Origin of the sequence: Thermalbibacter longus (assembly GCF_023806485.1) — a bacterium.
GTDB classification, from domain to species: Bacteria; Chloroflexota; Chloroflexia; order Thermomicrobiales; family Thermomicrobiaceae; genus Thermalbibacter; species Thermalbibacter longus.
This window is the reverse complement of sequence record NZ_JAMSLR010000020.1, coordinates 1-21,719: the sequence shown is the minus strand read 5'-3', so window position 1 is coordinate 21,719 and position 21,719 is coordinate 1. Positions and strand designations below refer to the sequence as shown.

20 protein-coding genes are annotated in these 21,719 nt (G+C 67.7%); 12 read left to right on the top strand and 8 right to left on the bottom strand.

Features of this window, described 5'->3' with window-relative positions; translation table 11 throughout:
* The first annotated feature begins 369 nt into the window (after positions 1-369).
* Together NET02_RS16020 and NET02_RS16015 are read left to right on the top strand one after the other, a co-directional pair.
* The gene (locus tag NET02_RS16020) at positions 370-762 is read left to right on the top strand and encodes a PH domain-containing protein (RefSeq protein WP_284058439.1); all 393 of its coding nucleotides are present in this window, start codon (positions 370-372) and stop codon (positions 760-762) included.
* A 28-nt stretch (positions 763-790) separates the two neighbouring features.
* The gene (locus tag NET02_RS16015; RefSeq protein ID WP_284058438.1) at positions 791-1,594 is read left to right on the top strand and encodes a putative hydro-lyase; all 804 of its coding nucleotides are present in this window, start codon (positions 791-793) and stop codon (positions 1,592-1,594) included.
* 120 nt (positions 1,595-1,714) lie between these two features.
* On the opposite strand, the gene NET02_RS16010 is transcribed toward NET02_RS16015, so the two are convergent.
* Positions 1,715-3,136 (bottom strand): L-lactate permease, encoded by a 1,422-nt coding sequence (locus tag NET02_RS16010; RefSeq protein ID WP_284058437.1) that lies wholly within the window; start codon positions 3,134-3,136, stop codon positions 1,715-1,717.
* Positions 3,137-3,435: 299 nt separating this feature from the next.
* Between NET02_RS16010 and NET02_RS16005 the strand changes: the two genes are divergently transcribed.
* From NET02_RS16005 to NET02_RS15990, 4 genes are all read left to right on the top strand, one after another.
* Positions 3,436-4,113 carry a pyroglutamyl-peptidase I gene (locus NET02_RS16005; RefSeq protein WP_284058436.1) on the top strand — a complete coding sequence of 226 codons (678 nt, stop codon included), beginning with the start codon at positions 3,436-3,438 and terminating at the stop codon, positions 4,111-4,113.
* A gap of 136 nt (positions 4,114-4,249) precedes the next feature.
* The gene (locus tag NET02_RS16000) at positions 4,250-6,271 is read left to right on the top strand and encodes a hydantoinase/oxoprolinase family protein (RefSeq protein WP_284058435.1); all 2,022 of its coding nucleotides are present in this window, start codon (positions 4,250-4,252) and stop codon (positions 6,269-6,271) included.
* On the top strand, positions 6,261-7,868 hold the full coding sequence (locus NET02_RS15995; protein WP_284058434.1) for a hydantoinase B/oxoprolinase family protein: 1,608 nt from the start codon (positions 6,261-6,263) through the stop codon (positions 7,866-7,868). The genes NET02_RS16000 and NET02_RS15995 overlap by 11 nt, the downstream gene beginning before the upstream one ends.
* Positions 7,869-8,106: 238 nt before the next feature.
* Entirely contained in the window at positions 8,107-9,510 is a 1,404-nt protein-coding gene (locus tag NET02_RS15990) for a Tat (twin-arginine translocation) pathway signal sequence domain-containing protein (protein ID WP_284058433.1), read from the top strand.
* Between the two features lie 141 nt (positions 9,511-9,651).
* Here NET02_RS15990 and NET02_RS15985 read toward each other — a convergent pair whose 3' ends face one another.
* Together NET02_RS15985 and NET02_RS15980 are read right to left on the bottom strand one after the other, a co-directional pair.
* A complete protein-coding gene (locus NET02_RS15985; RefSeq protein ID WP_284058432.1) occupies positions 9,652-10,410 on the bottom strand; it encodes a DUF554 domain-containing protein in 759 nt (252 codons plus the stop codon).
* 208 nt (positions 10,411-10,618) lie between these two features.
* Positions 10,619-11,383 (bottom strand): sulfite exporter TauE/SafE family protein, encoded by a 765-nt coding sequence (locus tag NET02_RS15980; RefSeq protein ID WP_284058431.1) that lies wholly within the window; start codon positions 11,381-11,383, stop codon positions 10,619-10,621.
* A 171-nt stretch (positions 11,384-11,554) separates the two neighbouring features.
* Here NET02_RS15980 and NET02_RS15975 point away from each other — a divergent pair, with 171 nt between their 5' ends.
* The gene (locus NET02_RS15975; RefSeq protein ID WP_284058430.1) at positions 11,555-12,682 is read left to right on the top strand and encodes a VIT1/CCC1 transporter family protein; all 1,128 of its coding nucleotides are present in this window, start codon (positions 11,555-11,557) and stop codon (positions 12,680-12,682) included.
* A 103-nt stretch (positions 12,683-12,785) separates the two neighbouring features.
* On the opposite strand, the gene NET02_RS15970 is transcribed toward NET02_RS15975, so the two are convergent.
* Positions 12,786-14,189: an FAD-binding oxidoreductase gene (locus NET02_RS15970; protein ID WP_284058429.1), complete on the bottom strand. Its 1,404-nt coding sequence runs from the start codon at positions 14,187-14,189 to the stop codon at positions 12,786-12,788.
* A 518-nt stretch (positions 14,190-14,707) separates the two neighbouring features.
* Complete coding sequence (locus NET02_RS15965; RefSeq protein WP_284058428.1) at positions 14,708-15,673, bottom strand: glycosylasparaginase; 966 nt, start codon at positions 15,671-15,673, stop codon at positions 14,708-14,710.
* Between the two features lie 140 nt (positions 15,674-15,813).
* Here NET02_RS15965 and NET02_RS15960 point away from each other — a divergent pair, with 140 nt between their 5' ends.
* A complete protein-coding gene (locus NET02_RS15960) occupies positions 15,814-15,981 on the top strand; it encodes a hypothetical protein (RefSeq protein WP_284058427.1) in 168 nt (55 codons plus the stop codon).
* A 297-nt stretch (positions 15,982-16,278) separates the two neighbouring features.
* The gene (locus tag NET02_RS15955) at positions 16,279-17,034 is read left to right on the top strand and encodes an SDR family NAD(P)-dependent oxidoreductase (RefSeq protein ID WP_284058426.1); all 756 of its coding nucleotides are present in this window, start codon (positions 16,279-16,281) and stop codon (positions 17,032-17,034) included.
* 125 nt (positions 17,035-17,159) lie between these two features.
* Here the strand turns inward: NET02_RS15955 and NET02_RS15950 are convergent, their stop codons facing one another.
* The 3 genes from NET02_RS15950 to NET02_RS15940 form a co-directional block, all read right to left on the bottom strand.
* Positions 17,160-18,275, bottom strand: coding sequence for an ABC transporter ATP-binding protein (locus tag NET02_RS15950; protein WP_284058425.1), 1,116 nt, complete (start codon positions 18,273-18,275; stop codon positions 17,160-17,162).
* 96 nt (positions 18,276-18,371) lie between these two features.
* Positions 18,372-19,235: an ABC transporter permease gene (locus NET02_RS15945; protein ID WP_284058424.1), complete on the bottom strand. Its 864-nt coding sequence runs from the start codon at positions 19,233-19,235 to the stop codon at positions 18,372-18,374.
* Between the two features lie 3 nt (positions 19,236-19,238).
* Positions 19,239-20,135 carry an ABC transporter permease gene (locus NET02_RS15940; protein ID WP_284058423.1) on the bottom strand — a complete coding sequence of 299 codons (897 nt, stop codon included), beginning with the start codon at positions 20,133-20,135 and terminating at the stop codon, positions 19,239-19,241.
* Positions 20,136-20,557: 422 nt separating this feature from the next.
* Here NET02_RS15940 and NET02_RS15935 point away from each other — a divergent pair, with 422 nt between their 5' ends.
* The 3 genes from NET02_RS15935 to NET02_RS15925 form a co-directional block, all read left to right on the top strand.
* Entirely contained in the window at positions 20,558-20,992 is a 435-nt protein-coding gene (locus NET02_RS15935) for a hypothetical protein (RefSeq protein ID WP_284058422.1), read from the top strand.
* A gap of 115 nt (positions 20,993-21,107) precedes the next feature.
* On the top strand, positions 21,108-21,377 hold the full coding sequence (locus tag NET02_RS15930) for a hypothetical protein (protein ID WP_284058421.1): 270 nt from the start codon (positions 21,108-21,110) through the stop codon (positions 21,375-21,377).
* Positions 21,378-21,503: 126 nt separating this feature from the next.
* Positions 21,504-21,719: hypothetical protein (locus tag NET02_RS15925; protein WP_284058420.1), on the top strand; the 216-nt coding region annotated here is incomplete at its 3' end.

Sequence of the window (21,719 nt, the reverse complement as noted above, 5' to 3'; positions counted from 1 at the left end):
CGACCCCAACCCGCAGGATATCGCTCATTGCAGGACACTCCTCTCGTATACGCGAGGCATTGTAGCGCGATTCTACCCGGCTGGTAGCACTTTCCCTGTTCCGGGGCTGCCGCCCAGGAGAAGTAGAGCGGCGCCACCGGGTGTGACCGCTGCGGTAACCTGCCCTGTAGTGCGCAGCCTTGCTGAAACGAGCGCACGTCTGGCGGGCAATCTACCAGCCAGTGCGGCCAGCGTGACGAGGCAACGGCGGCATGCGATCGCGAGGAGCTGCAGTATTGAGAAGCTTTCAAGCGTTGATATGATGGGAACCACCGAGGGGCGATTCTCGGATGACCATTCGAGAGGCAGGTCTCGCGAGGAGGACTCATCGTGGACACCCAAGCAACTCAAGCGACTGCGCAGCCAGTGTATGACAAGAAGGATCAGTTGGAGAAAATTCAAGCCTCTCTACTCCCTGGCGAGGTAGTCGAGGCTGTCTTCGATCTCAAGAGTGCCGGGACGGGGTTTATCGGGATCACCAATAAGCGCGCCATCATCTACGACAAGGCGTTTCTACGCAAGATGAAGGCACTCGTCTCGATCCCGTACAGTCGCATCTATGCCATCGCTGCCGAGGACGAAGAAGCGTGGTGGGGACACCGCGGCTTCTGGTCGACGAGCAAATTAGTGCTAACGACGGGGAAGACCGAGTACGAATTCGAGTTTCGAGGCGCGGATCGCGCGCATCTCGCGCACGACTTGATCTTGCGCCACATGGTCTGAAGCCGAATGCGTCCACGGGCACGCGAGCATGACTAACCTCGCCTCGCAACGTCTTCCTAGCGCTCCAAGCGAGCTGCGGCGGCTCATCCGCCGGGGCTGCTGGGCTGGGCCGACGGCCGGGCTGGCACGCGGCTACGTCCAGGCCAACCTCGTGATCTTGCCGGCTGACTGGGCCTACGACTTCCTCCTCTTCTGCGTGCGAAACCCGAAGCCCTGCCCACTGCTGGAGGTCACCGAGCTCGGCTCCCCGATCCCAGCCCAGACCGCGCCCGGCGCCGACCTGCGCACCGACCTGCCCCGGTACCGCGTCTACCAGGACGGCCAGCTCATCGACGAGCCGACCGAGATCACCGGCTGGTGGCGGGATGATCTGGTCGCCTTCCTGCTCGGCTGCAGCTTCACCTTCGAGGACGCGCTCGCCGAGGCCGGTATCCCGCTGCGCCACTGGGAGTGCGGCTGCAACGTGCCGATGTACCGGACGGCCCTCGCGTGCGTGCCGGCCGGCCGGCTGCACGGGCCGCTGGTCGTCTCGATGCGGCCGATCCCGGCCAGGCAGGTGGCAAGGGCCATCGAGATCTCGGCGCGCTACCCTTTGGCCCACGGCGCGCCGGTCTGGATCGGCGACCCGGCCGGGCTGGGCATCGCGGACCTCGATCGCCCCGACTGGGGCGATCCAGTGCCGATCAACGAGGGCGAGCTCCCGGTCTTCTGGGCCTGCGGGGTCACCCCGCAGGCGGTCGCGCTGGCGGCCCGCCCACCGCTGATGATCACCCACGCTCCCGGCCACATGTTCGTCACCGACTGGCCGGTAAGCAGGGTCGAGCGCGAGTAGTCCCGCGCCGGGCTACACGAGCTGCTGGCGTGATCCGTCGCGTCGGTCGACGACGGCATGTACCCGCAGCGTCGTGACAGAGTCTGAACACCCCAGACAGACAGGGCACCAGCGAAACGCCTACGTTGCGCCGAGCGATCCGACCGCAGCGAGCGCCAGGCTGAGCCCGAGCAGAGCGAGCAGGTCGACGAGCAAGACGGTACGGCCGATGGAAGCGTCGCGCTCGGTGGGATCCAGCAGCGCGAGCACCAGGCTGATCCGGGGCGGCGAGGCCATAGTGAGCAGCGAGGCCCCGACGTTCTGCGCCGCAACGACGAGCAGCAGCGGGAGGCCAAGGGCGCTCGCGGCCTGTGCCTGCGCCGACGCGAACATAGCGTTCGAGCCCGTGTTCGACCCGGTCACGAAGCCCCCGAGGCCGCCGAGCCAGGGCGCGACGAGCAGGTACACCGAGCCCAGACCGGTCGCCAGCCGGGCGAGCGCAGCCGCCATACCGGACGCGACCATCAGTCCCCCGAGGAGCACGAAAGCGACCGTCGTCAGAGCAACGGGGACCCAGCGCCGCAAGACGAGTTGAATCCAGCCGGCAGGCAGCGACTGCCCGTCCCGGTGAACGAGCAGCAGGCCGGCGCAGGTCAGCCCCAATGCAAGCACGGGGTGAGACAGGATCGCCGCGAGTGGCGCGCTCCAGCCAGCAACCGCGATCGATGCCACCCGCCCCGCCAGCAACAAGCCCACCAGAGCGAGATATGGAGCCAATCCCCTGACTTGCAGTGGCTGCCCCGAGTTCCGGCTGCGGTACAGCGCAGGCAGTGCCAGAGCGGCGACCGCCAGCAGGCTCCCGAGCGCCCCGGCGAGCGGCGTGCCGAGCAACGCATTGACCACAGCGATGCCGACCCACAGGCCGATGGCACCGCGCAGGAGCGTGGCCCAGTGGCGAGTCAGCGAACTCCATCCTTCCGCGATCACGAGCGCGGCCACCCCGGACGTGAGGAACACCGGCAACGAGAGCAGAGCGCTCAGCGTCCCGAGCTCGTCGAACGAGACTCCGGCGAGTCGTGCCGCCACAAGGGTGCCCGGTGCTAGTGCTCCCCAGGGAACGGCTACGAGGCCGAGCAACGCCAGCACGCCGAGCCGTGCTCCCCGGAGCCCAGCAGCCCGCAACAGCGGCACGGCGATCACCGCACCGACGCCGAACCCGGTCACTGACTCGAAGAACGGCGTTAGCCCGAGGACGACCAGGACAACTGCCTGGCCACGCTCGCTCGCGGCGGCGCGCACGAGCTCGGTGAGGGCAGTGGTCGTCCCGGCTCGACTTGCCAGCTCGTTGAGTGCCATGCCGCCGAGAATGATCGCCGAGACTTCGACGGCGGTCAGAAAGGCCAGCCACTCGGCACGGAGCAGGGACTCCAGCGACGTGGGGAATATCGTGAGCAAGACAACCCCGGCGGCATAGGCAAGGAGCGCAGCGACGAGTGGCCTCGCGCCGCGAAGCAGGACGACCGCGGCGATCACCGGCGGGCCGAGCGCGAGTAGATTCGTCATCCCACAAGCTCGTGCCGAAGACCTCGATACCCAAATGGCGCTGGCGGCACTCCGCTCGGCATCGGCAGCCGCCCGCCAGAGCGTCGCCGGGCCATTCGTCCCGCGAGCACGGTGTGGATCGGTGGGTGAGACATGCCGTGCGGCGCCAATCAAACACCAGGGCAGGGCGAGCGTCCACTGCCTCGGGTTCTGCTGAAGCCGTGGAGCGCCACCTCGAGCGAGCGGGCTTGACGTGGCTATCATCACGCCTCTACGCTTCCCGGCGGCGTGGCGAGGCGGCAGCGTAGGAGGCGGGGAACGTGGCGAGCGGGGTGGTGTTGCTGACCGGGTTCGAGCCGTTCGGGGGAAGCACGGTCAACCCCTCCCAGGAGGTCGCCCGTCACCTCCACGGCACGACGATCGAAGGGATGGGCGTCGTCGGGCACACGCTGCCGGTCTCGCTGGAGCAGATCGGCTCAGCCATCGACCGGATCGTGCAGGAGACCGATCCCGAGATCGTCATCAGCCTGGGCCAGTCCGGCAGCGCATCGACCATCCTGCTCGAGCGGTTCGCGGTGAACCTGGCGGACTTCTCGGCCCCGGACAACGACGGCGCGCGCGTCACCGACGCCGCGCTGCAGGGTGACGGCCCGACGGCGATCGCCTCGCGCCTCCCCTTGCGCGCTATCGAGGCGGCGCTACTGGATGCTGGCATCCCCGTTCGACTGTCCAACTCGGCTGGCACATACCTGTGCAACGCGGCGATGTACCTCTTCCTCGCTCGGACTTCACCGCAGACACCGTGCGGCTTCATCCACCTGCCCTGCCTGCCCGACCAGGTGGCCACGGCGCTCAAGGCCGCGCGCGACGGCCAAGCTCCATGGCTCGCGAATACCGCCTCGATGAGCATCGACTTGATGGTGAAAGCGGTGCGGCTCGCGATCCAGGTCACCGTCCGCCACGCCGCCGAGAGCCGGGTCGGTCTGCCGAGCGGCTGAGCTTGCCCAGCGACCAGCCATCGTCGAGGAACCGGGTGAACAGGCGTAGCAGAATACAGAGACGGCACCGCAGGCACCGGCGGCTACCGATGGCAAAGCGCCATGTGCGGTGCCTGGCGAAGAGGATAGGAGAGCGATGCGCATCGTCGGGGTCGATACCGGAGGGACGTTCACCGACTTCGTCCTCTTCGAGGACGGCCGGGTACGGGTGCACAAGGTGCTCTCCACCCCTACCGATCCGGCCCGCGCCATTCTTCAGGGGCTAGCCGACCTCGGGATCGACCGCACCGTCGACGTCGTGGTGCACGGCTCTACTGTCGCGACCAACGCGGTGCTGGAGCATAAGGGTGCCCGTACCGGCTTGATCACCACCGCCGGCTTCCGCGACGTCCTCGAGATCGGCCGGCAGAACCGGCCAAAGCTCTACGACCTGCGCCAGCAGAAGCCGCCGCCGCTCGTGCCCCGCGAGCTGCGCCTCGAAGTGACCGAGCGGCTCGACGAGCGGGGCGGCGTCCTCGTCCCGCTCGACCAGGAGTCGGTACGCGCCGCGATCGACCGGCTTCAGCAGGCCGGAGTGGAGTCGGTCGCGGTCTGCCTGCTCTTCAGCTTCGCCAACCCGGAGCACGAGCGCATCGTGGCTGAGGCAGCCGAGCGGGCCGGCTTCTTCGTCTCGGCCTCGCACGTGGTGCTGCCCGAGTTCCGGGAGTACGAGCGCACCAGCACGGTGGCGCTCAACGCCTACGTCGGGCCGCTGATGGCCCGCTACCTCTCCCGGCTGGAGCAGTCGCTCCCCCGGCAGACGACCGTGCGCATCATGCAGTCCAACGGCGGGACGATCTCGGCGGCGACCGCCGGTCGCGAGGCGGCACGCACCCTGCTCTCCGGCCCGGCGGCTGGGGTGGTGGGCGCCGCCTACGTCGCTGAGGCCTCCGGCTTCCGCCGCGTCATCAGCTTCGACATGGGCGGGACATCCACCGACGTCTCGCTCATCGACGGCGCGCCCACCCAGACGACCGAGGGCAAGATCGGCCCCTATCCGATGCGGCTGCCGATGCTCGACATCCACACCGTAGGAGCCGGAGGCGGCTCGATCGCCTGGTTCGATGCCGGCGGGGCCCTGCGGGTCGGGCCGCTCTCGACGGGGGCAGACCCCGGGCCGGCAGCCTATGGCCGGGGCGGGAGCGAGCCGACGGTTAGCGATGCCAACGTGGTTCTAGGCCGGCTGGTGCCGGACGCCTTCCTCGGCGGCACCATGCGTCTGGACGCCGAGCGCGCTCGGCTGGCCGTGAGGAAGATCGCCGAGCGGCTGGGCAGCTCGGCGGAGGCAGCGGCGCTGGGCATCGTGCAGATCGCCAACGCGAACATGGAGGCGGCCATCCGGGTGATCTCGGTCGAGCGCGGCTACGATCCCCGCGACTTCACGCTGGTCGCTTTCGGCGGGGCCGGCCCGCTCCACGCCTGCGAGCTGGCGGAACGGCTGCGTATCCCGCGGGTGCTCGTCCCGACGACGCCGGGCGTGCTCTCGGCGCTCGGCATGCTCGCGACCGACATCGTCAAGGACTATGCCCGCACGGTCATGCTCCGCCCCGATGGCCGGCTCGAACAGATCGAGCCGGCCTTCGGCGCGCTGGAGGAGCGAGCGATGAGCGAGCTGAGCGCCGAGGGGATCGCTCCGGGCGCGATACGGTTGGAGCGCTTCCTCGACCTGCGCTACGTCGGGCAGTCGTACGAGCTGACTGTCCCGTTCGAGGGCAGCGTCGCCAGCACGGTCGCCGCCTTCCACCAAGTCCACGAGCGCCGCTACGGCTACGCCGACGAGGAAGAGCCGGTCGAGGTCGTCAATGTGCGCCTGCGGGCGACCGGCCTTATCTCGAAGCCGGCCCTGGAGCGGCAGCCGGAACCTTCCCCCTGGCGACCCGAGCCGAGCGAGAAGCGCCCGGTGACCTTCGAACAGGCTGGTGAGCCGATGACCTGTACCGCTGCGCTCTACCAGCGCGACCGGCTCGGCCCCGGGGCGGTCATTGCCGGCCCGGCGATCGTGACCCAATATGACACGACCACGGTCTTGCCGCCGGGATGGGCCGCGCGAGTCGACGCTGTCGGCAACCTGATCGCGGAGCGGGACACCACCGGACGGGAGAGCGACGATGCGCGCTGAGGAACTGGTGATCGACCCGGTCGCGCTCGAGATCTTCCGCAGCGCGATGACCGCTGTGGCCGAGGAGATGGGCGCCTCGCTGGCGCGCAGCAGCTACTCGCCCAACATCAAGGAGCGGCTGGACTTCTCCTGCGCGCTGTTCGACCATACCGGTCGTATGGTCGCGCAGGCAGCCCACATCCCGGCCCATCTGGGCTCCATGCCGGACTCGGTCGCCACCGCCATCCAGCAGTTCCCGGATTTCGCGCCCGGCGACACCGTCGTGCTCAATGACCCCTTCCTCGGCGGCAACCACCTCCCGGACATCACGATGGTCTCGCCGATCTTCGTCGATCTCGATGGCGAGCAGCGGCTGGTCGGCTTCGCCGCCAACCGGGCCCACCACGCCGACGTCGGCGGCATGTCCCCCGGCTCGATGCCGATCGCCACCGAGATCTACCAGGAGGGCATCATCATCCCACCGATCAAGCTCTGGGAGCGCGGCGAGCTCAACCGGGCTGCCATGGCGCTGATCCTGCGCAACGTGCGCACTCCGGAGGAGCGGCGCGGGGACCTCGCGGCGCAGCTTGCGGCGAACCGGACCGGGATCCGGCGGGTGCAGGAGCTGGTGAGCCGCTACGGGCTGGCGCAGTTCCGGGCGCTCTGCGATGCGCTGATCGCCTACGCCGAGCGTATCACCCGCGCCACCATCGCCGGCATCCCGGACGGCGTCTACCGCTTCACCGACTATCTGGACGACGACGGCGTGAGCGAGCAGCCCGTGCCGATCACGGCCACGGTCACGGTGCAGGGCAGCGAGATGGTCGTCGACTTCACCGGCAGCGCGCCTGAGCGGCCGGGCAGCATCAACGCGGTCGAGACGGTGACCAAATCGGCGGTCTACTACGTCGTGCGCTGCCTGATGCCGGAGGACGCGCCGATGAACCACGGCGCCTTCGTCCCGGTGCGGGTCATCGCTCCGGCTGGCACGGTGGTCAACGCCCGGCCGCCGCGACCGGTCGCCGGCGGCAACGTGGAGACCTCGCAGCGGATCGTGGACGTGGTCTTCGGCTCGCTGGCACAGGCGCTGCCGGACGTCATCCCGGCTGCCAGCCAGGGAACGATGAACAACCTCACCGCCGGCGGGATCGACCCGCGGAGCGGCCGCCCGTTCGCCTACTACGAGACGATGGGTGGGGGGATGGGAGCACGGCCCGGGCTGGACGGCATCTCCGGTGTCCACGTGCACATGAGCAACACGATGAACACGCCGGTGGAGGCCTTCGAGTATGCCTACCCGATGCGGATCACCCGCTACCAGCTCCGCGACGGCTCTGGAGGAGCAGGAGCAGCGCGGGGTGGCAACGGCCTGATCCGTGAGATCCTCTTTCTCACCGAGAGCGACGTGACGCTCCTGACCGAGCGGCGACGCCTCGCCCCCTGGGGACTGCACGGAGGCGAACCAGGAAGTCCCGGCGAGAACGTGTTGCAGCGTGCCAGCGGCGAAACCGTGCGGCTGCGCGGCAAGCACCGCTTCACCGCTCAGCCCGGTGACCGCCTGACTATCCATACTCCAGGGGGAGGCGGCTGGGGCGCAGCACCAGCGAGCGGCCGGTAACGGCGAGTCCGTCCCCGCCAGCCTCTCGCTGATCTCCGCCGGTCGAGCGGCGGGACACTCATTATCCCAGTGTCCTCCGCGAATCAGGACCGGGGTACTGTACCTTCCTTGTCGATAAGCCTGTACATCTCTCACAGCCGCCCGCGCCTGACCGCACCAGTTTCAGGATCTGCGTGGGCGGCCAGGGAAGGGAAACGGGATGTACGGGCATGATTTTGAACAGGACAGACCGGGTCCGATGCCGGTTTGCCCGTTTTTTCGCTTGAGCAGCGACCCGGAGGCGCGAGCGCTCTCGCTCGGCCGGGATCGGGTCTGCCGCGCTGGCCACAAGCAGGCCATCGCGATTGACTGGCAGGCGAACTACTGCCTCGATGCCTTCCACGAGTGCCCGCTGTACCAGGCCACTCGCCAGGCCCGGCAGGAGCAGGCCGCCGAGCAGCTTCTGCATCTCCTGCACCGCGAGCGTGCGCGCGCCCGCGCCGTCCCTGGCCCACCCCGCTCGGCAGTCCAAACAGCAACAGCCCCACGGGGCACTCGACGCGAGGCGACGACGCCGTTCTGGGTCCGGCGACCGGTGACGGCCATTGTCGCGACTGTCGTCGCGGTCGTCGGCTTTTGGGCCGGTATCGCGCTGGCCAGCGGTGGGCCGGGCAGCATCATTCGCCCCGGATCAGAAGCGGGCGAGCGCTCCACGAGCTCGAATCCGGCCCAGGCCTACACGCTGACCACCGAGCGGCCGACTCCAGCACCGACACCACCGCCACCCCCGGCCCTCAATCCACCACCTGGCACGAGCCTGTCGCTCGGCAGCGCCACGCGCCCGCAACCTCCAGCCGCGACCCCGAACCCGGGCACCGCGCCCGCGCCAGCACCGCCCGCGCGCGATACCGTAACGCCCGAGGACTCTCCTCCGCCCGCACCGTCCTACCAGCAACCACCGGCGGTTCAACCCACCCCGGCGCCGACTCCGTGGCCTTCACCCAGCGGCGAGAGCGAACCGCCGCCAGCGCCGAGCCCTTCTACCACCCCAGTACCGACACCCGCTCCCGTGTTCTCTGCAACGCCTGAGCCTCCCCCGGCGCCTGCTCCGACGCCGACGCCGGTTCCCACCCCCACTCCAACGCCGAGCCCGACACCCGACCCCTGGAATTCGGTGCCACCAGCCGCTCGTGCCGGCCAATACGTCTCGCCGAGCAGTGTGGCCGCCCTGACGGTCGGCATGCGCCAGGTCACGGTGGACGGCGCAGAACTGCTCGGCCCCTACCGGCTCTCGATCGATGGCCCGTACGAAGCCCTGCCGTATCATGCAGCGGTGCTCTTCGGCCAGGGCAGCGGCTACGAACTCGCGTCGGCCAGCGTCTCGACTGGCGACCAGGTGCGCCGCGCCATCATCATCGTCGAGGGACTGTCCAACCCTGGGCCGGTGACGCCGACACTCCGGTTCAGCGTCAATGGGCTGACGCTCTGGGAGGGGATGAGCCCATTCCCGTTCGGGGACTGGGGCAGCGTCGCCTGGGTCGTCGATGATCCGTCCCTGCTGATCGGTTCCTCGATCCGGCTAACGATTTCCAACGCATCGCCCGGAGCAGCGCAGGAAGAGCCTTGGGTCGCGATCGCGACGGTAACGATCTACTACGAATGAAGACGAAAAACCGCCCCAGCAGAGCTGGGGCGGCGGTCAGGGAAGGAGGTGATGTGGCAACTGACGTGAGGAGGAGGCAGGTCCGGTCAGGACCCGACATAAGTCTACCAGGGTTGACCCGGGAGTGCAAGGGCCCGGGCGTCAACCGATCCAGGCAGCCAGCATCGAGACGATCGGTGCCAGGGCCAGTCCAGGTAAGAACGAGGCCACGCGGATACGGGTCAGGCCGAGCAGGTTGATGCCCAAGCCAAGGATCATCACGCCTCCCACGCCGGTGACGAGCAGGATGCGCGGGTCGTTGGCCGGATCGGGGAGCGCCTGCGCCAGCAGCCCGGCCGCCAGCGAGACTCCGCCCTGGTAACCCAGGATCACCAAGATCGAAAACCCTACCCCGATGCCGAACACGCTCGCCAGCGCGATCGACGAGAGCCCGTCGAGCGTCGCCTTGATCACGAGCAGAGTGGCGTCGCCGGTGAGCCCATTGTTGATCGATCCGATGAGCGTCAGCGGCCCGACGCAGAACAGCAGGCTCGCTGCCACGAATCCCTCGGTGAAGCTTCCACCACCGCGGAACCGGCGCTTGAGCCAATCACCGGCACCCTCCAGCACCTCCTCGACCCGCCACCACTCACCGAGTAGCCCGCCGACCACCAGCGCCAGCAACCCGAGCACGACACCGTCGATTCGCCCGCTCGAAGCCCGCCCGAGGGTAGACGCCATCGTCATGCCGATGAAGATGCTCATCAGGCCCACCCCCTGGACCATGATCCGCTGCATCCGCTCGGGCAGGCGCCCGCGTAGCGCCAGCCCCGCCAGGGTTCCGGCCAGCACAGTCGCCGCATTGATCCAGGTACCACTGGTACGCGTCCACAGCTCGACCGGATCCACCGCGTCCCCCATCCCGGGCATCACGTCACACAGCGCCCCATCATACGGCAGGTTAGCGGACCTGAGGCCGTACGTTCAGCCTGAGACGGGCCGGCGCCGCTGAATGGTCGAGCCACGCAGCGGCGCCGGGCGGGAAGGGGGAGCCGGTAGATCTTCGAGCTCTCGATGGAGAACATCGGCAGCAGCGCCCATAAGGTTGAGAGGGATAGAAGGCTACAGGCTACCCGAGACAGTACCGGAGGAATGCTGAGGCTACCGTCAGGACACCAGCACCCAGAGCGGCAGCCAGCACCAACGTCCGGAAATGCGGGGCCGGCAGTCGCGTGCCCAGGCGCACGCCGAGCAGGGTTCCCAGCAAAGCGCCTGGCAGCCAGATCGCCGTCGTCGTCAGCAGCGCATCCGGCGCCAGTGCCCCGTTGACGAGCAGCAGGAACAGCCCTGCCGCGTTGGTGAGCACGAAGTAGACGGCCAGATCGGCGATGAACCGCGCCGGCTCCAGCCCGAGCCGGCTGAGGTAGAAGATCAGCGGCACGCCGCTCAGCGAGGTGGTCGTCCCGAGCACACCGCTCAGGAACCCGGTCAGCAGGGGAAGCACCGTGCCGCCGCGCTGGCGATCGCGCCTCGGCTGCGGCCGCGCTCGGAGCATCAGGAGCGCGGCGACAACTACAGCGGCGCCGATCACCGGGCGTACTGCCTCGGGGTCGAGCGTCGCCAGCAGACGCGCCCCGAGCGCCAGGCCGGGCAGGCTTCCGGCGCTCAGCAGCCCGACGCGCCGCCAGCTCACCCAGGGGCGCAGCCTCCAGGCAACCGTCACCCTGGTGACGAGGGCGACGGAGAGGTTCGCAGCGACGACAACGGCCGGTGGATAGTCTAGGGCGAGGAGCAGCGGGGTACTGAGAAGCCCATAGCCGAAGCCAGTCATGCCAGCGAGCACCGCGGCTCCGGCGGCCACCAGCCCTCCAGCGACGGTCGGAAATAGCTCCATGCTCTCTCGATGCACGTTCTGGGCCGCGCTGAGCGAAGCGGCCCGCAGCCTCCGCAGCATACCCCAGCGCCGCGACGCCGGGAATGCCGCCGGGCTGCCGGCCTCTCACTCTGGCCAGTTCGAGAGCAGGTGCGTACCATGCCGGCAGGCAGTAGCTCGAGGGGGCATCCTGTGGACGACCATGAGATCGAACGGTACCGGGCAAACGTGCAGGCCGAGGTAGACAGCGCCGCGCTCTACCGGGCACTGGCCGAGGTCGAGCCGGCGGCCGAGCTCGCCGAGGTCTACCGCCGGCTGGCTGCGATGGAAGAGCAGCACGCCGATCTGTGGCGTCGCCGCCTGGCCGAGTGCGGTGCGCCCATCCCGCCACCACAGCCAGGGTGGCGTACCAGGATATTGATCTGGCTGGCCCGTCGCTTCGGCCCAGGTATCGTGCTGCCAGTAGTCGCCGGCCGCGAGCGAGTAGACGAGAGCAGCTACCGCCAGCAGCCAGAGGCGACTGAGGCCGGATTGTCGGCGACTGAACATAGCCACGCGCGTATCCTCCTGCTCATCAGCCGGGAGCGGCCGACTGGCCTGAGCGGCGGCGCTCTGGCCCGGATCGAAGGCCGGCACCGGGCGACCGGCGGGAACGCCCTGCGCGCTGCGGTGCTGGGTGCAAACGACGGTCTCGTCTCGAACGTCAGCCTGGTCATGGGCGTCGCCGGAGCCGACCTAGCACCGCGCACCATCCTCGTCACTGGCCTGGCCGGCCTGCTCGCCGGTTCGCTCTCGATGGCGCTGGGCGAGTGGCTGTCGGTGCAGAGCGCGCGCGAGCTCTATGCCCACCAGATCCAGATCGAGCGCGAGGAGTTGCTGGCCTTCCCCGAAGAGGAGCGCGCAGAGCTGGAGCTCATCTACCGCGCGAAAGGGTTGCCGGCGGAGCAGGCCCGGGCGCTGGCCGATCGCCTCATCCAGGAGCCGGAAGCGGCGCTCGAGACCCTCGTGCGCGAGGAGCTGGCCATCGACCCCGAAGAGCTAGGCGGCTCGGCGTGGGAAGCCGCCGCCATGTCGTTCATGCTCTTCGCGGTCGGCGCGATCATCCCGGTCATCCCATACTTCTTCACCGGTGGGTTGCTCGCGGCCGGCGTCAGCCTGGGGTTGAGCGCGCTGGCGCTGTTCGTGATCGGTGCGGGCATCACCCTCATCACCGGCCGGAGCGCGCTCCGCTCCGGCCTGCGCCAGGTACTGATCGGCGCTGCGGCGGCGGCGATCACCTTCGGCGTCGGCCGGCTGGTCGGCGTCATGCTGGCCGGTTAGACGTCACGCAAGTTCTAGCACGTCGCGCTAGTGACGACACGCATCGGCCCTCATGGTCGAGCATCTCCTGGCGCTCCGGGCATCGAGGCCGGCGTGCCAGGCTCTAAGCTGGCAGCGCGATGTTCTGGTTCAGCCGGAACACGTTCGCCGGGTCATACCGTCGCTTCACCGTCGACAGCCGCTCGTAGGCCGGACCATAGGCGGCTCGTATTCGCGCCTCGCCCTCGTCGCCGGTCAGCTCGTTCACGTACACCGCGTTGGGCAGCCTGGGACGAACGTCAGCCCACAGCGTCCGGAGCCAGGCGATGTTGTCGTCATCAGCCCTCGGATCTGCCCAAATAGATAGAGCCGTAAAGGAATACGCCGCCTGGCGGTGGGGAAAGGCCGTGGCCTCCGGGGCAACACGCGCGACTGCGCCGCCCATCTGGACGAAGATTACCAGGCTTTGGGGTGAAGGGCATCTGGCGAAGTGGTCGGCGGCGATCCCGATCATCTCTTCGTCGAGCCTGTCCAGGATGTTCGAGCGCATGTAGTAGCGGAGACCTGGTGCCGCGACCTGGTCGATCATCTGCTGGACCGCCACATAGGGTATCGGACCGACCTGCTCCATCACCGGCGTGCTCAGACGCCGGAGCGGGGCGACGACCGGCTCGGCCGACCCTAGATCCCCGGTGTAGCAGGCCACGACGCCCGCCAGCGGCTGCCCCTCCGGGCTGTGCAGGAGCGCCAGGGTGGCCGAAAGCGCATCCGGGGCAGTCGCCAGATAGTCGCGGGGGTCGCGGAAGACGTTCACCGCCTGAGCGATCGGATAACCGATCAGCCCTCCGTAGAGCATGGGCCCCACCGGGTGGAGCTGGTACTCGAACCGGGTGACGACCCCGAAGTTTCCGCCACCGCCCCGCAGCGCCCAGAAGAGATCCGGGTTGTCTTCGGCGCTCGCTCTGAGTTGAGCGCCGTCGGCGCTGATCACTTCGGCCGTGAGAACGTTATCTACCGTAAGGCCATGCTCGCGCATCAGCCATCCCATGCCACCACCCAGTGTCAGGCCGGCGATCCCGGTGTGCGAGACCTGACCGCCGGTCACGGCCAGCCCGTGCTCTTGAGTGGCGCGGTCGAGTTCGCCCCAGCGCACCCCTCCCTCGGCGCGTGCCCGCCGGTCTTGTGGGTCGACCTCGACCCTCCTCATCGGGGAGAGATCGATGACGAGGCCACCGTCGCAGGTCGAGTGTCCTGGGAAGCTATGCCCGCCGCCTCGCACCGCGATCAACAGATCGTAGGTTCGGGCGAACTGGACGGCGAGCGCGACATCGGCTGTGCCAGCGCACTGCGCGATCAACGCCGGGCGCCGGTCGATCATGCCGTTCCAGACATGCCGGGACTCGTCATAGCCGGGATCGCCTGCACGCAGCAGCGTGCCGCGCAACCTGGCGCGCAGGTCATCGATGGCGCTGGCGGGAATCGCCCGCGGCTCGCCGGCCATCGTCATCGCCTGGACTGGTATCGCCACGTTGTGCCTCCACTTCCCGAACTGCCAGCGCCCCACGGCACTGAGGCCGACTGTAGGCGCTCTCCTGGCCGAACGCCAGTCCACCGGCTGGTCGATCCGTGCTCAGCCTCTGCTCGAACAGTGCTCATCGCACTTGCCGGCCGGTTTGGGCCGGGCCCGTCGACCACCCACCGAAGACTACGCGGGCAGCGTCAACGGATCGTGAAAAGCTGCCCGGGGGGAGGATGGGAAGGACCCCTTCCTTCCAGCTCGTGCCTCGGTGCCCGCAGTTCCTTCCGCTCGAGGCTCCAATGCCTGGCCAGGAGCGTAGCGAGCGGCTGTTCGGTTAGCGTTCGGGCGACCACGCATACGTATGTACGGACGCTCGAACGGACCAGGGAGGAGAATATCTATAGGACCACTAGGAGTGCGGCCACGGGGAAGGAGGGGCGCAGAAAGGATCCGCGCCGGGTGCGAGGGTGCCTCGCACCGTGCCGGCGCAGGGTCGAGCGACCCGTTACTGAGGAGCCGCAATGACTCTAAACCTCGTGCAGCGGGACGTGCAGCCGCGGGCGCTCCTCGTACGTCTCCATTTCGACCGTCTGGACGACGTAGGTCGCTTCGGAAGAAGTCGAGGCGGCCAGCACCTGGCCGTGGCGGTCCATGGCCACGATATTCATCACATTGTGGCGCTCGGCGAAGGGATCATCGAGCTGGCGGAGGTCGAGCATGGCCTGGCGCAGCGCCTCCTCGAGCGAGAGCCCATGACGGAGGTACATAACCACGCTGTGGGCAGAGGCGCAGCGGATCGCCATCTCGCCCCGCCCGGTACACGCCGCGGCGCCGTAGCGGTTATCGGCGTAGTTACCAGCGCCGATGATGGGGGAATCGCCCAGCCGCCCCGGCCACTTGAAGCCCCAGCCGCTGGTCGAGACCGCACAGGCAATGTCCCCGTTCAGATCGCGCACGATGACGTTGGTGGTACCGAAGATCTCCTTGTGGAGCAGCTTGACCCAGTCCTTCACCGCCTGCATGTAGAGCTGGTACGAGTCCTCGTACACGCTCGAGCGGGTCGTGGCCTCGCCGCCGACGACCGCGCGCCAGGCCTGCTCGGCCTCGGGCGTCAGCAGGTCAGCCGGCTCGAAACCGTGGTAGCGGGCGAAGAGCTCGGCGCCCTCGCCGACCAGCATCACGTGCGGAGTCACCTCCATCACCTTGCGCGCGATCTCGATCGGATGGGGATAGCGCTTGACGGCACCCACCGCCCCAGCCGCCAGAGTTCGCCCATCCATGATGCTGGCATCGAGCTCCACCTGGCCCAGGATGTTCGGGATCCCACCGGTGCCGACCCCCTGGTCGTCGAGGTCATCCTCGACAGCACGCACGGCAGCGACAGCCGCATCGATCGCGCTACCGCCGGCGCGCAGGATCTCGATCGCGGCCGGAAAGCCGACCCGAGCATTGGCGCTGCCGACGATGACACCGCGAATATCCTGATGCGACACCGGTCTTCTCCCTTCTCTGACACGCCCCTGACGCGCCCGGCATTATAAGGCGTCTTGATGCGGCGTCCACATGGCACAGCTCGCCGTACCTTGGCATAATGCAGAAGCTATCCGAGCGATCGCAAGCGAGAGGGACACCGATGGGCATCATCTTTACGCTGCTTCGTGGATACCTGCTGGCACGACTCCTCAGCCGCGCGCCGCGAGCCCTGCGCTGGTTGTTCGTCTTCCGGCCCGGCACGCGGCTCTGGTGGGGCGCCCTGGCCTTCGCCGCGGCCCGGAGCGCCCGCCGCGTGCTGCGTCGATAACCGGGTTGGCGGCCTCCTCAGCGCTCGAGCCCGACCACGAACGATTTTCCGGGGAAGCTCGATTCCGGCCCGCAAACATGCTGTAACGGGCTCGACCAGAGGACACAACGGTATCGCCATCTGTGCAGATGTAGCGGCGCACGGCTGCCTTCTCCAGCGTACGCGCTCTGCATGCAAGTGGGGCCGGCATTCCATACGACGAGCGCACGAGCCGCGATGCAGACGGGCGACACCACGCCTGTGCGGTGTTAATCTGATTGAGAGGACGCACAGCATCGCACAGCTCGGAGGTGAACCATGTATCGCTTGCCGGGCAAGCGAGCGATCGTCACCGGCGCTGGGCGCGGGATCGGCAAAGCGATCGCGCGGAAGTTCCTGGAAGAGGGTGCCCGCGTCCTGATCTGCGACATCGTGCCCGAGCGGGTGACACACGCGGTGAGTGAGCTCAGCCCGCTCGGGCAGATCGAGGGGCTGGCAGGGGACGTCACTGACCCCGCGTTTTGCCAGGCGCTCGTCGCGCGCGCACGCGAGCGCTTCGGAGGGCTCGATGTCTTGGTCAACAACGCCGGGATCGGATGGTTCGAGCCGTTTCTCGAGCACTCCCTCGACACATGGGATCGGACACTCCAGGTCAACCTGACCGCCGTCTTCGTCCTAAGCCAGCACACGGCTCGGCTCATGGCCGAGCAGGGTACTGGTGGGGCTATCGTGAACATCGCCTCGACCAACGGTCACGTCGGCGAACGCGGGCTGGCCGCCTACAACGCCTCTAAAGCCGGCGTCGTGCTGCTGACCAAGACCATGGCAATCGAGCTCGCACCTCACAACATCCGTGCCAACTGCGTCTCGCCTGGCTTCATCCTGACCGAGCTGGCCCGGGAGGCCGGAGCCGATGAGACATTCATTCGCGAGTACGTGCAGAAAATTCCGCTCGGGCGATACGGGCGCCCGGAGGAGGTCGCGAACCTGGTCGCCTTCCTGGCGTCGGACGAGGCCTCCTTCATCACCGGCGAGTCGGTGATCATCGACGGCGGGCAGCTCGCTGAGGAGTAATCTGTCACACCAGGCGTCCGGATTGTGGACAGGAGGCATCGGAGCTCCGCAAGGCGGCACTTTGCATGCGCTCCAAGCGACGCAGGCGTGCCTGCCCGAGCGTGGCTGCATGGAATACCGAGAACTCAGCCCATGCGCGCGGATGTCGTACCGGCGTCCTCGTGCCGGATAGCCACGACCGCGTGGAAACGCAACCGGACGCGCCGCCGAGTGCTGCCCAGCAGCGTCAACCGCTGCGGCCCGCTGGCAATCACCCGGAACGGCTTCCCATCGATATCCACGAGGAAGCGCACCGTCGGACCCTCGAAGACGACCTGGTCGACCTGCCCCTGGAAGACCGGCTCGTCCCCCGGCACCACGCCGTCGCTCAGCACTTCGATGTTCTCGGGACGCACGAACAGGAGCGCAGTTTCTCCTGGCTGGAGTCCCTGGGTATCGACCGCCTGCAACTCGAGCGTTCCGCTCTTCACCACGACCGAGCGTTGGCCGTCCCGCTGGTGCACGCGAACTACCTCACCGGTAGCGACGTTGTTGTCCCCTACGAAATTGGCAACGAACTCCGTCGCCGGACGCAAGTAGATATCGAGCTGCGTGCCCACCTGCTCGACTCGTCCGGCGTTCATGACACAGATACGATCCGAGATGGCGAACGCCTCAGACTGGTCATGGGTCACGTAGATAGCTGTCTTCCGGGTGCGGCGCTGGAGCTCGAGGATGCTGTACTTGAGCTGGTCACGCAGGTTCCGGTCGAGTGCCGAGAGCGGCTCGTCGAACAGCAGCACCCGGGGATCGGTCGCCAGCACCCGGGCCAGCGCCACTCGCTGCTGCTGGCCACCGGAGAGCTGGGAGGGCATCCGCGAGCCGAAGCCCTGCAGGTTCACGAGCTCGAGCATCTCCTCGACCCGGCGCTGCACCTCAGCCTTCGGCCTGCGCTTGATCTTGAGGCCGAAGGCGATGTTCTCAGCGACGGTCAGGTGAGGAAACAGCGCGTGCGATTGGAAGACGAAACCGATGTTGCGCCGGTGCGGCGGCACGTGGTTGACCACCTGACCGTCGAAGCGAATCTCCCCTTCGGTTGGCTCGATCAACCCGGCGACGATCCGCAGCGTTGTAGTCTTGCCGCAACCTGACGGGCCGAGCAGAGTCACGAACTCGCCCTCGGCGATATCCAGGCTGACATGATCCACCGCAATTGTCTGACCGTACCGCTTGGTGACTTCGACAAGCTCGACCCGTGCCATCGGTTCTCCGCTCTCCCGGTCTTCTCCTGAGCGACGAGCTCCGACGACGGTGCCCGTGCCCTCAGTGTCGTTCCCAGTCCCGGCCTCCGGCTTGCCTCAGATCAGATACGTCCCTTTGAGGTAACGAGAGCCGAAGAACCGGAAGAAGGCGATCACCACTACGAACGAGACGATCTGCATCGTGGAGGCCAGCGCGGCCGTCGACGGCTGGATGCCGGCCGTGCGGGTCAGGTTGAAGACACGCAGCGCGGCGGTGGTGTTGCCTGGCCCAGCGACGAAGAGCGTGACCAGGAACTCGTTGAAGACGATCACGAAGGTGAGCAGAATGCCGGCGCTGATCCCCGGGCCGAGCAGCGGGAGCTCGACGCGGAAGAGCGTCTGCAACCGGTTCGCGCCGAGGCAGCGCGCCGCCTCCTCGTACACCTGCGGCAAGTCGCGCAGCGCCACGATGATCGGGATCAGCATCAACGGGTAGGTGCCGACCACGTAGGCACCGATCAGCCCGGTGAGTGACTGGGCGATGTGGAAGAGGAAGTTGTAGACGATGACCAGGCTGATACCCATGACCGCCGCCGGCGTGTAGAGCGCCAGGTTGAGGATCGCGAGGAGCAGGCCCTTACCGGGGATCGGAAAGCGGACAATGGCGTACGCCGCCGGTAGTGCGACTAGCAGGTTGAGCACGATGCTGATGACGGTGACCTCGAACGAGAGCAGCAAGTTGTCTTTGAAGCTCCCGAAGACATGCTGATAGGGGCTGAGCGAGATACCGTCGGGAGTTCGCAGCGAGTAGGCGAAGGTTGTCAGGAACGGCAGGACGAAGATGAGCATCCAGAGCCAGATGTACCCGTGCTGCACGAGGTCGAGGATCCGCCGCCGCTGCCGAACCACACTCGTCCAAAGCCTAGGGCGCCTCGCTACACTGTCTCGGCGCTCGGCGAGCGCCTTGCCTCCGGTGACCATCGCTCACGCTCCCAACGCCCCGCGCGAGAGCCGCAGCGAGAGCCAGGTCACGCCGAAGGCAAGCGCCATGAGGACGACGCCCATCGCGGCGGCCAGTCCGTAGTCGAACTGGATCACGCCCTTCTGGTAGAGCGCGATCGCCAGCACGCGCTGCTCGCTGATCGTGCCCAGCACCAGGGGCTGCACGTAGACACCCAGGTTCCAACCGAAGCACATCAGCAGGCCTGCCAGGATCCCGCTGCGGCTGAGCGGGAAGAGTACTCGCCAAAAAGTCTGCCAGGGCTGCGCGCCGAGGCAGGTCGCAGCCTCCTCCAGCATCGGATCCACGTTGGACAGAGCGGCGCCGATGTTCATCACCATGAACGGCAGCGTGAAGATGGCCATCGCGAAGAGTACCGACGGGAGCGAGTACAGAAGGCTCGTCCCTTCGATCCCGAGCAGGTTCAACGCTGGAGCCAATGGGCCATTAGGGAGGAAGAGGTAGTGCATGCCGAGCGAGAGATAGAGGGGCCCGAAGAGCGGGAACATCATCGTCGCGCGCACCAGGTCGCGGTAGCGCACCTTGCGCACCAGGATATACGCGAAGGGATAGCCGACGATCAGGTCCAGCAAGGAGGAGAGGCCCGCCAGGTAGATCGTTTCCCAGAGATTCGGCAGATAGCGTTCCGCGATCGTGCGGTAGTTCTCGACGGTGTGCTCCGCAGTGAAGAAGAACGTCGCCTCGCGGGTCAAGCTGACACGGACGAGGTAGACCAGCGGGACGACCGAGAGCAGCAGCGAGGTCAGGAAGGCGGGCAAGAGCAGCCCGAGGCCGCTCACGAGCTGACGGTGCTCGCGCAGCCAGCTCGCGAGCCCGGCACGCGGCCGCTCAACTGCCAGGGGTCGAACCGACCCGGCCATTTCTAACTCCTCATCGCCCGCTTGGCACTCGACTCCGGCAAGCTACTGGTCACACGGCTCGCCTGCCACGTGCTCTGCATCCCGGGCATCAGTCCTCTTGCCCTCGCAGTCGCTCGATCCCCGCTAGCGGGCACTCTGGGTGGTGACCCAGCGTGCGATCGATGCCCGTCGCCTGTTCGCCGAGAGCGGGGCACCGGCCCGATCACCCACTGGCGCGCCCGCTCGCCGCCCGCCGGGACGACCGCCCTGGGGCCTGGCCAGGCGGGCACGGGCGAGCGAAGCGACCATTGCGCTACAGTCCGAGTCGCTGTGAATAGTAATCGAACCACTCCTTACTATGGTTAGTGCCGCCTACTAGTTGCGGGGTGGGCGTGCGGCTGGCCATCCTTGCGGCCGGCGCGTGACGCCGAGGAGGGCGCGCTATGCGGTTTGAGAGCCAGGTGCCGGCGCGCATCAAGCACCACTACCGAGTTGGAGACGTCGTGTACGCCGAGTTCGCCTGCTGGCGCTGCGGCTGGAAGCTGGGCGACGCATCGGCTGAAGTCTACCCAGGCCACGCGCTGCACTGGATGTTTGGAGTGCCGCCTGGTTTCATGCCCGTCTGGGATGGCGACCCATCAGCACCTGACGTCATCCGCCCGACCAAGAAGCGGCGGCAGGAGTGGCGTAAGCTACGCCGCAAGGCCGAGACATCGAGCTTGGCGCGGATCAGACTTAAGTCCGGCTCTGAGGCAATCATCCCGTACCGCGACCCTGATACACACGAAGAGCGTGGCGCTCTGATGACAGTATTGCTCCCCCGCCTCATGGAGTGCGAGCGGTGTCACACCATCAACCGGCTAGAACCGCCGTCTTGACCCCGTGCCGCTGTGTATGTACACTCGCGGCAGTTGGATAGCGGTGTAGCGCCCATCAGGGGCCTGACGACTCCCTCCCGCATCGAGCTCGAGGGGGTGAGATGGAGGCTGCCCGATGGGCGATACCACTCTCACCCCGAACCAGCGCCGCACCCTCGCGGCGCGTCAGGCCTACCGGCGCAAGTACGCCGCGACCCCCGAGCAGCAGCGCGAGCACTACGCGGAGCTGGCGCGTCGGCGCGCTGGCCGCATCGACCTCACGCCTGAGGAGACGGCGGCGCTCGTGGCCGTGTACGACCTCCTGCGCCCGATCGCTGAGCGCGCGCGGCGCAAGCTGGCCGCTGCCGGCTCTCCGAGCGGAGAGGAGGGCAGCGGCGATGCGTAAGACGGCGACGCCCCCGGCCGGGCTCCGGGGGCATCGACCTCGACCAGCGGCGTCCGCGACAGGTGCGCCTGCTGGTGGTCAGTATACCCCCTGGGGGCATGCCCCGGCAAGCGAGAGGGGGCGGCGATGGCGGTGATCCATCCTGGCGCCCCCTGGCCCTACGAGCACCTGGTCGGTCATGCCTGCTTCTACTGTCATCTCCCAGTCGAGCCCCCAGCGGTCGTGTGGTTCGGCTCCGAGGGCCCGCTCCTTTTGCACCCCGGCTGCGTGCTCGACCTCTTCGTGCGCCTTGCGCGTGACGTGCATGAGATCGAGTGCACGACCGGTCGCCCCACGACGGTG

Bases quoted from the DNA above. Each gene is read 5' to 3' on its own strand.
- NET02_RS16010 (WP_284058437.1), bottom strand. From the start codon at position 3,136: ATGACGAATCTACTCGCGCTCGGCCCGCCGGTGATCGCCGCGGTCGTC.
- NET02_RS15985 (WP_284058432.1), bottom strand. From the start codon at position 10,410: ATGGGGGACGCGGTGGATCCGGTCGAGCTGTGGACGCGTACCAGTGGT.
- NET02_RS16015 (WP_284058438.1), top strand. From the start codon at position 791: ATGACTAACCTCGCCTCGCAACGTCTTCCTAGCGCTCCAAGCGAGCTG.
- NET02_RS15980 (WP_284058431.1), bottom strand. From the start codon at position 11,383: ATGGAGCTATTTCCGACCGTCGCTGGAGGGCTGGTGGCCGCCGGAGCC.
- NET02_RS15930 (WP_284058421.1), top strand. From the start codon at position 21,108: ATGGGCGATACCACTCTCACCCCGAACCAGCGCCGCACCCTCGCGGCG.
- NET02_RS15945 (WP_284058424.1), bottom strand. From the start codon at position 19,235: ATGGTCACCGGAGGCAAGGCGCTCGCCGAGCGCCGAGACAGTGTAGCG.
- NET02_RS15960 (WP_284058427.1), top strand. From the start codon at position 15,814: ATGGGCATCATCTTTACGCTGCTTCGTGGATACCTGCTGGCACGACTC.
- NET02_RS16000 (WP_284058435.1), top strand. From the start codon at position 4,250: ATGCGCATCGTCGGGGTCGATACCGGAGGGACGTTCACCGACTTCGTC.
- NET02_RS15955 (WP_284058426.1), top strand. From the start codon at position 16,279: ATGTATCGCTTGCCGGGCAAGCGAGCGATCGTCACCGGCGCTGGGCGC.
- NET02_RS15995 (WP_284058434.1), top strand. From the start codon at position 6,261: ATGCGCGCTGAGGAACTGGTGATCGACCCGGTCGCGCTCGAGATCTTC.
- NET02_RS15950 (WP_284058425.1), bottom strand. From the start codon at position 18,275: ATGGCACGGGTCGAGCTTGTCGAAGTCACCAAGCGGTACGGTCAGACA.
- NET02_RS15990 (WP_284058433.1), top strand. From the start codon at position 8,107: ATGCCGGTTTGCCCGTTTTTTCGCTTGAGCAGCGACCCGGAGGCGCGA.
- NET02_RS15935 (WP_284058422.1), top strand. From the start codon at position 20,558: ATGCGGTTTGAGAGCCAGGTGCCGGCGCGCATCAAGCACCACTACCGA.
- NET02_RS15940 (WP_284058423.1), bottom strand. From the start codon at position 20,135: ATGGCCGGGTCGGTTCGACCCCTGGCAGTTGAGCGGCCGCGTGCCGGG.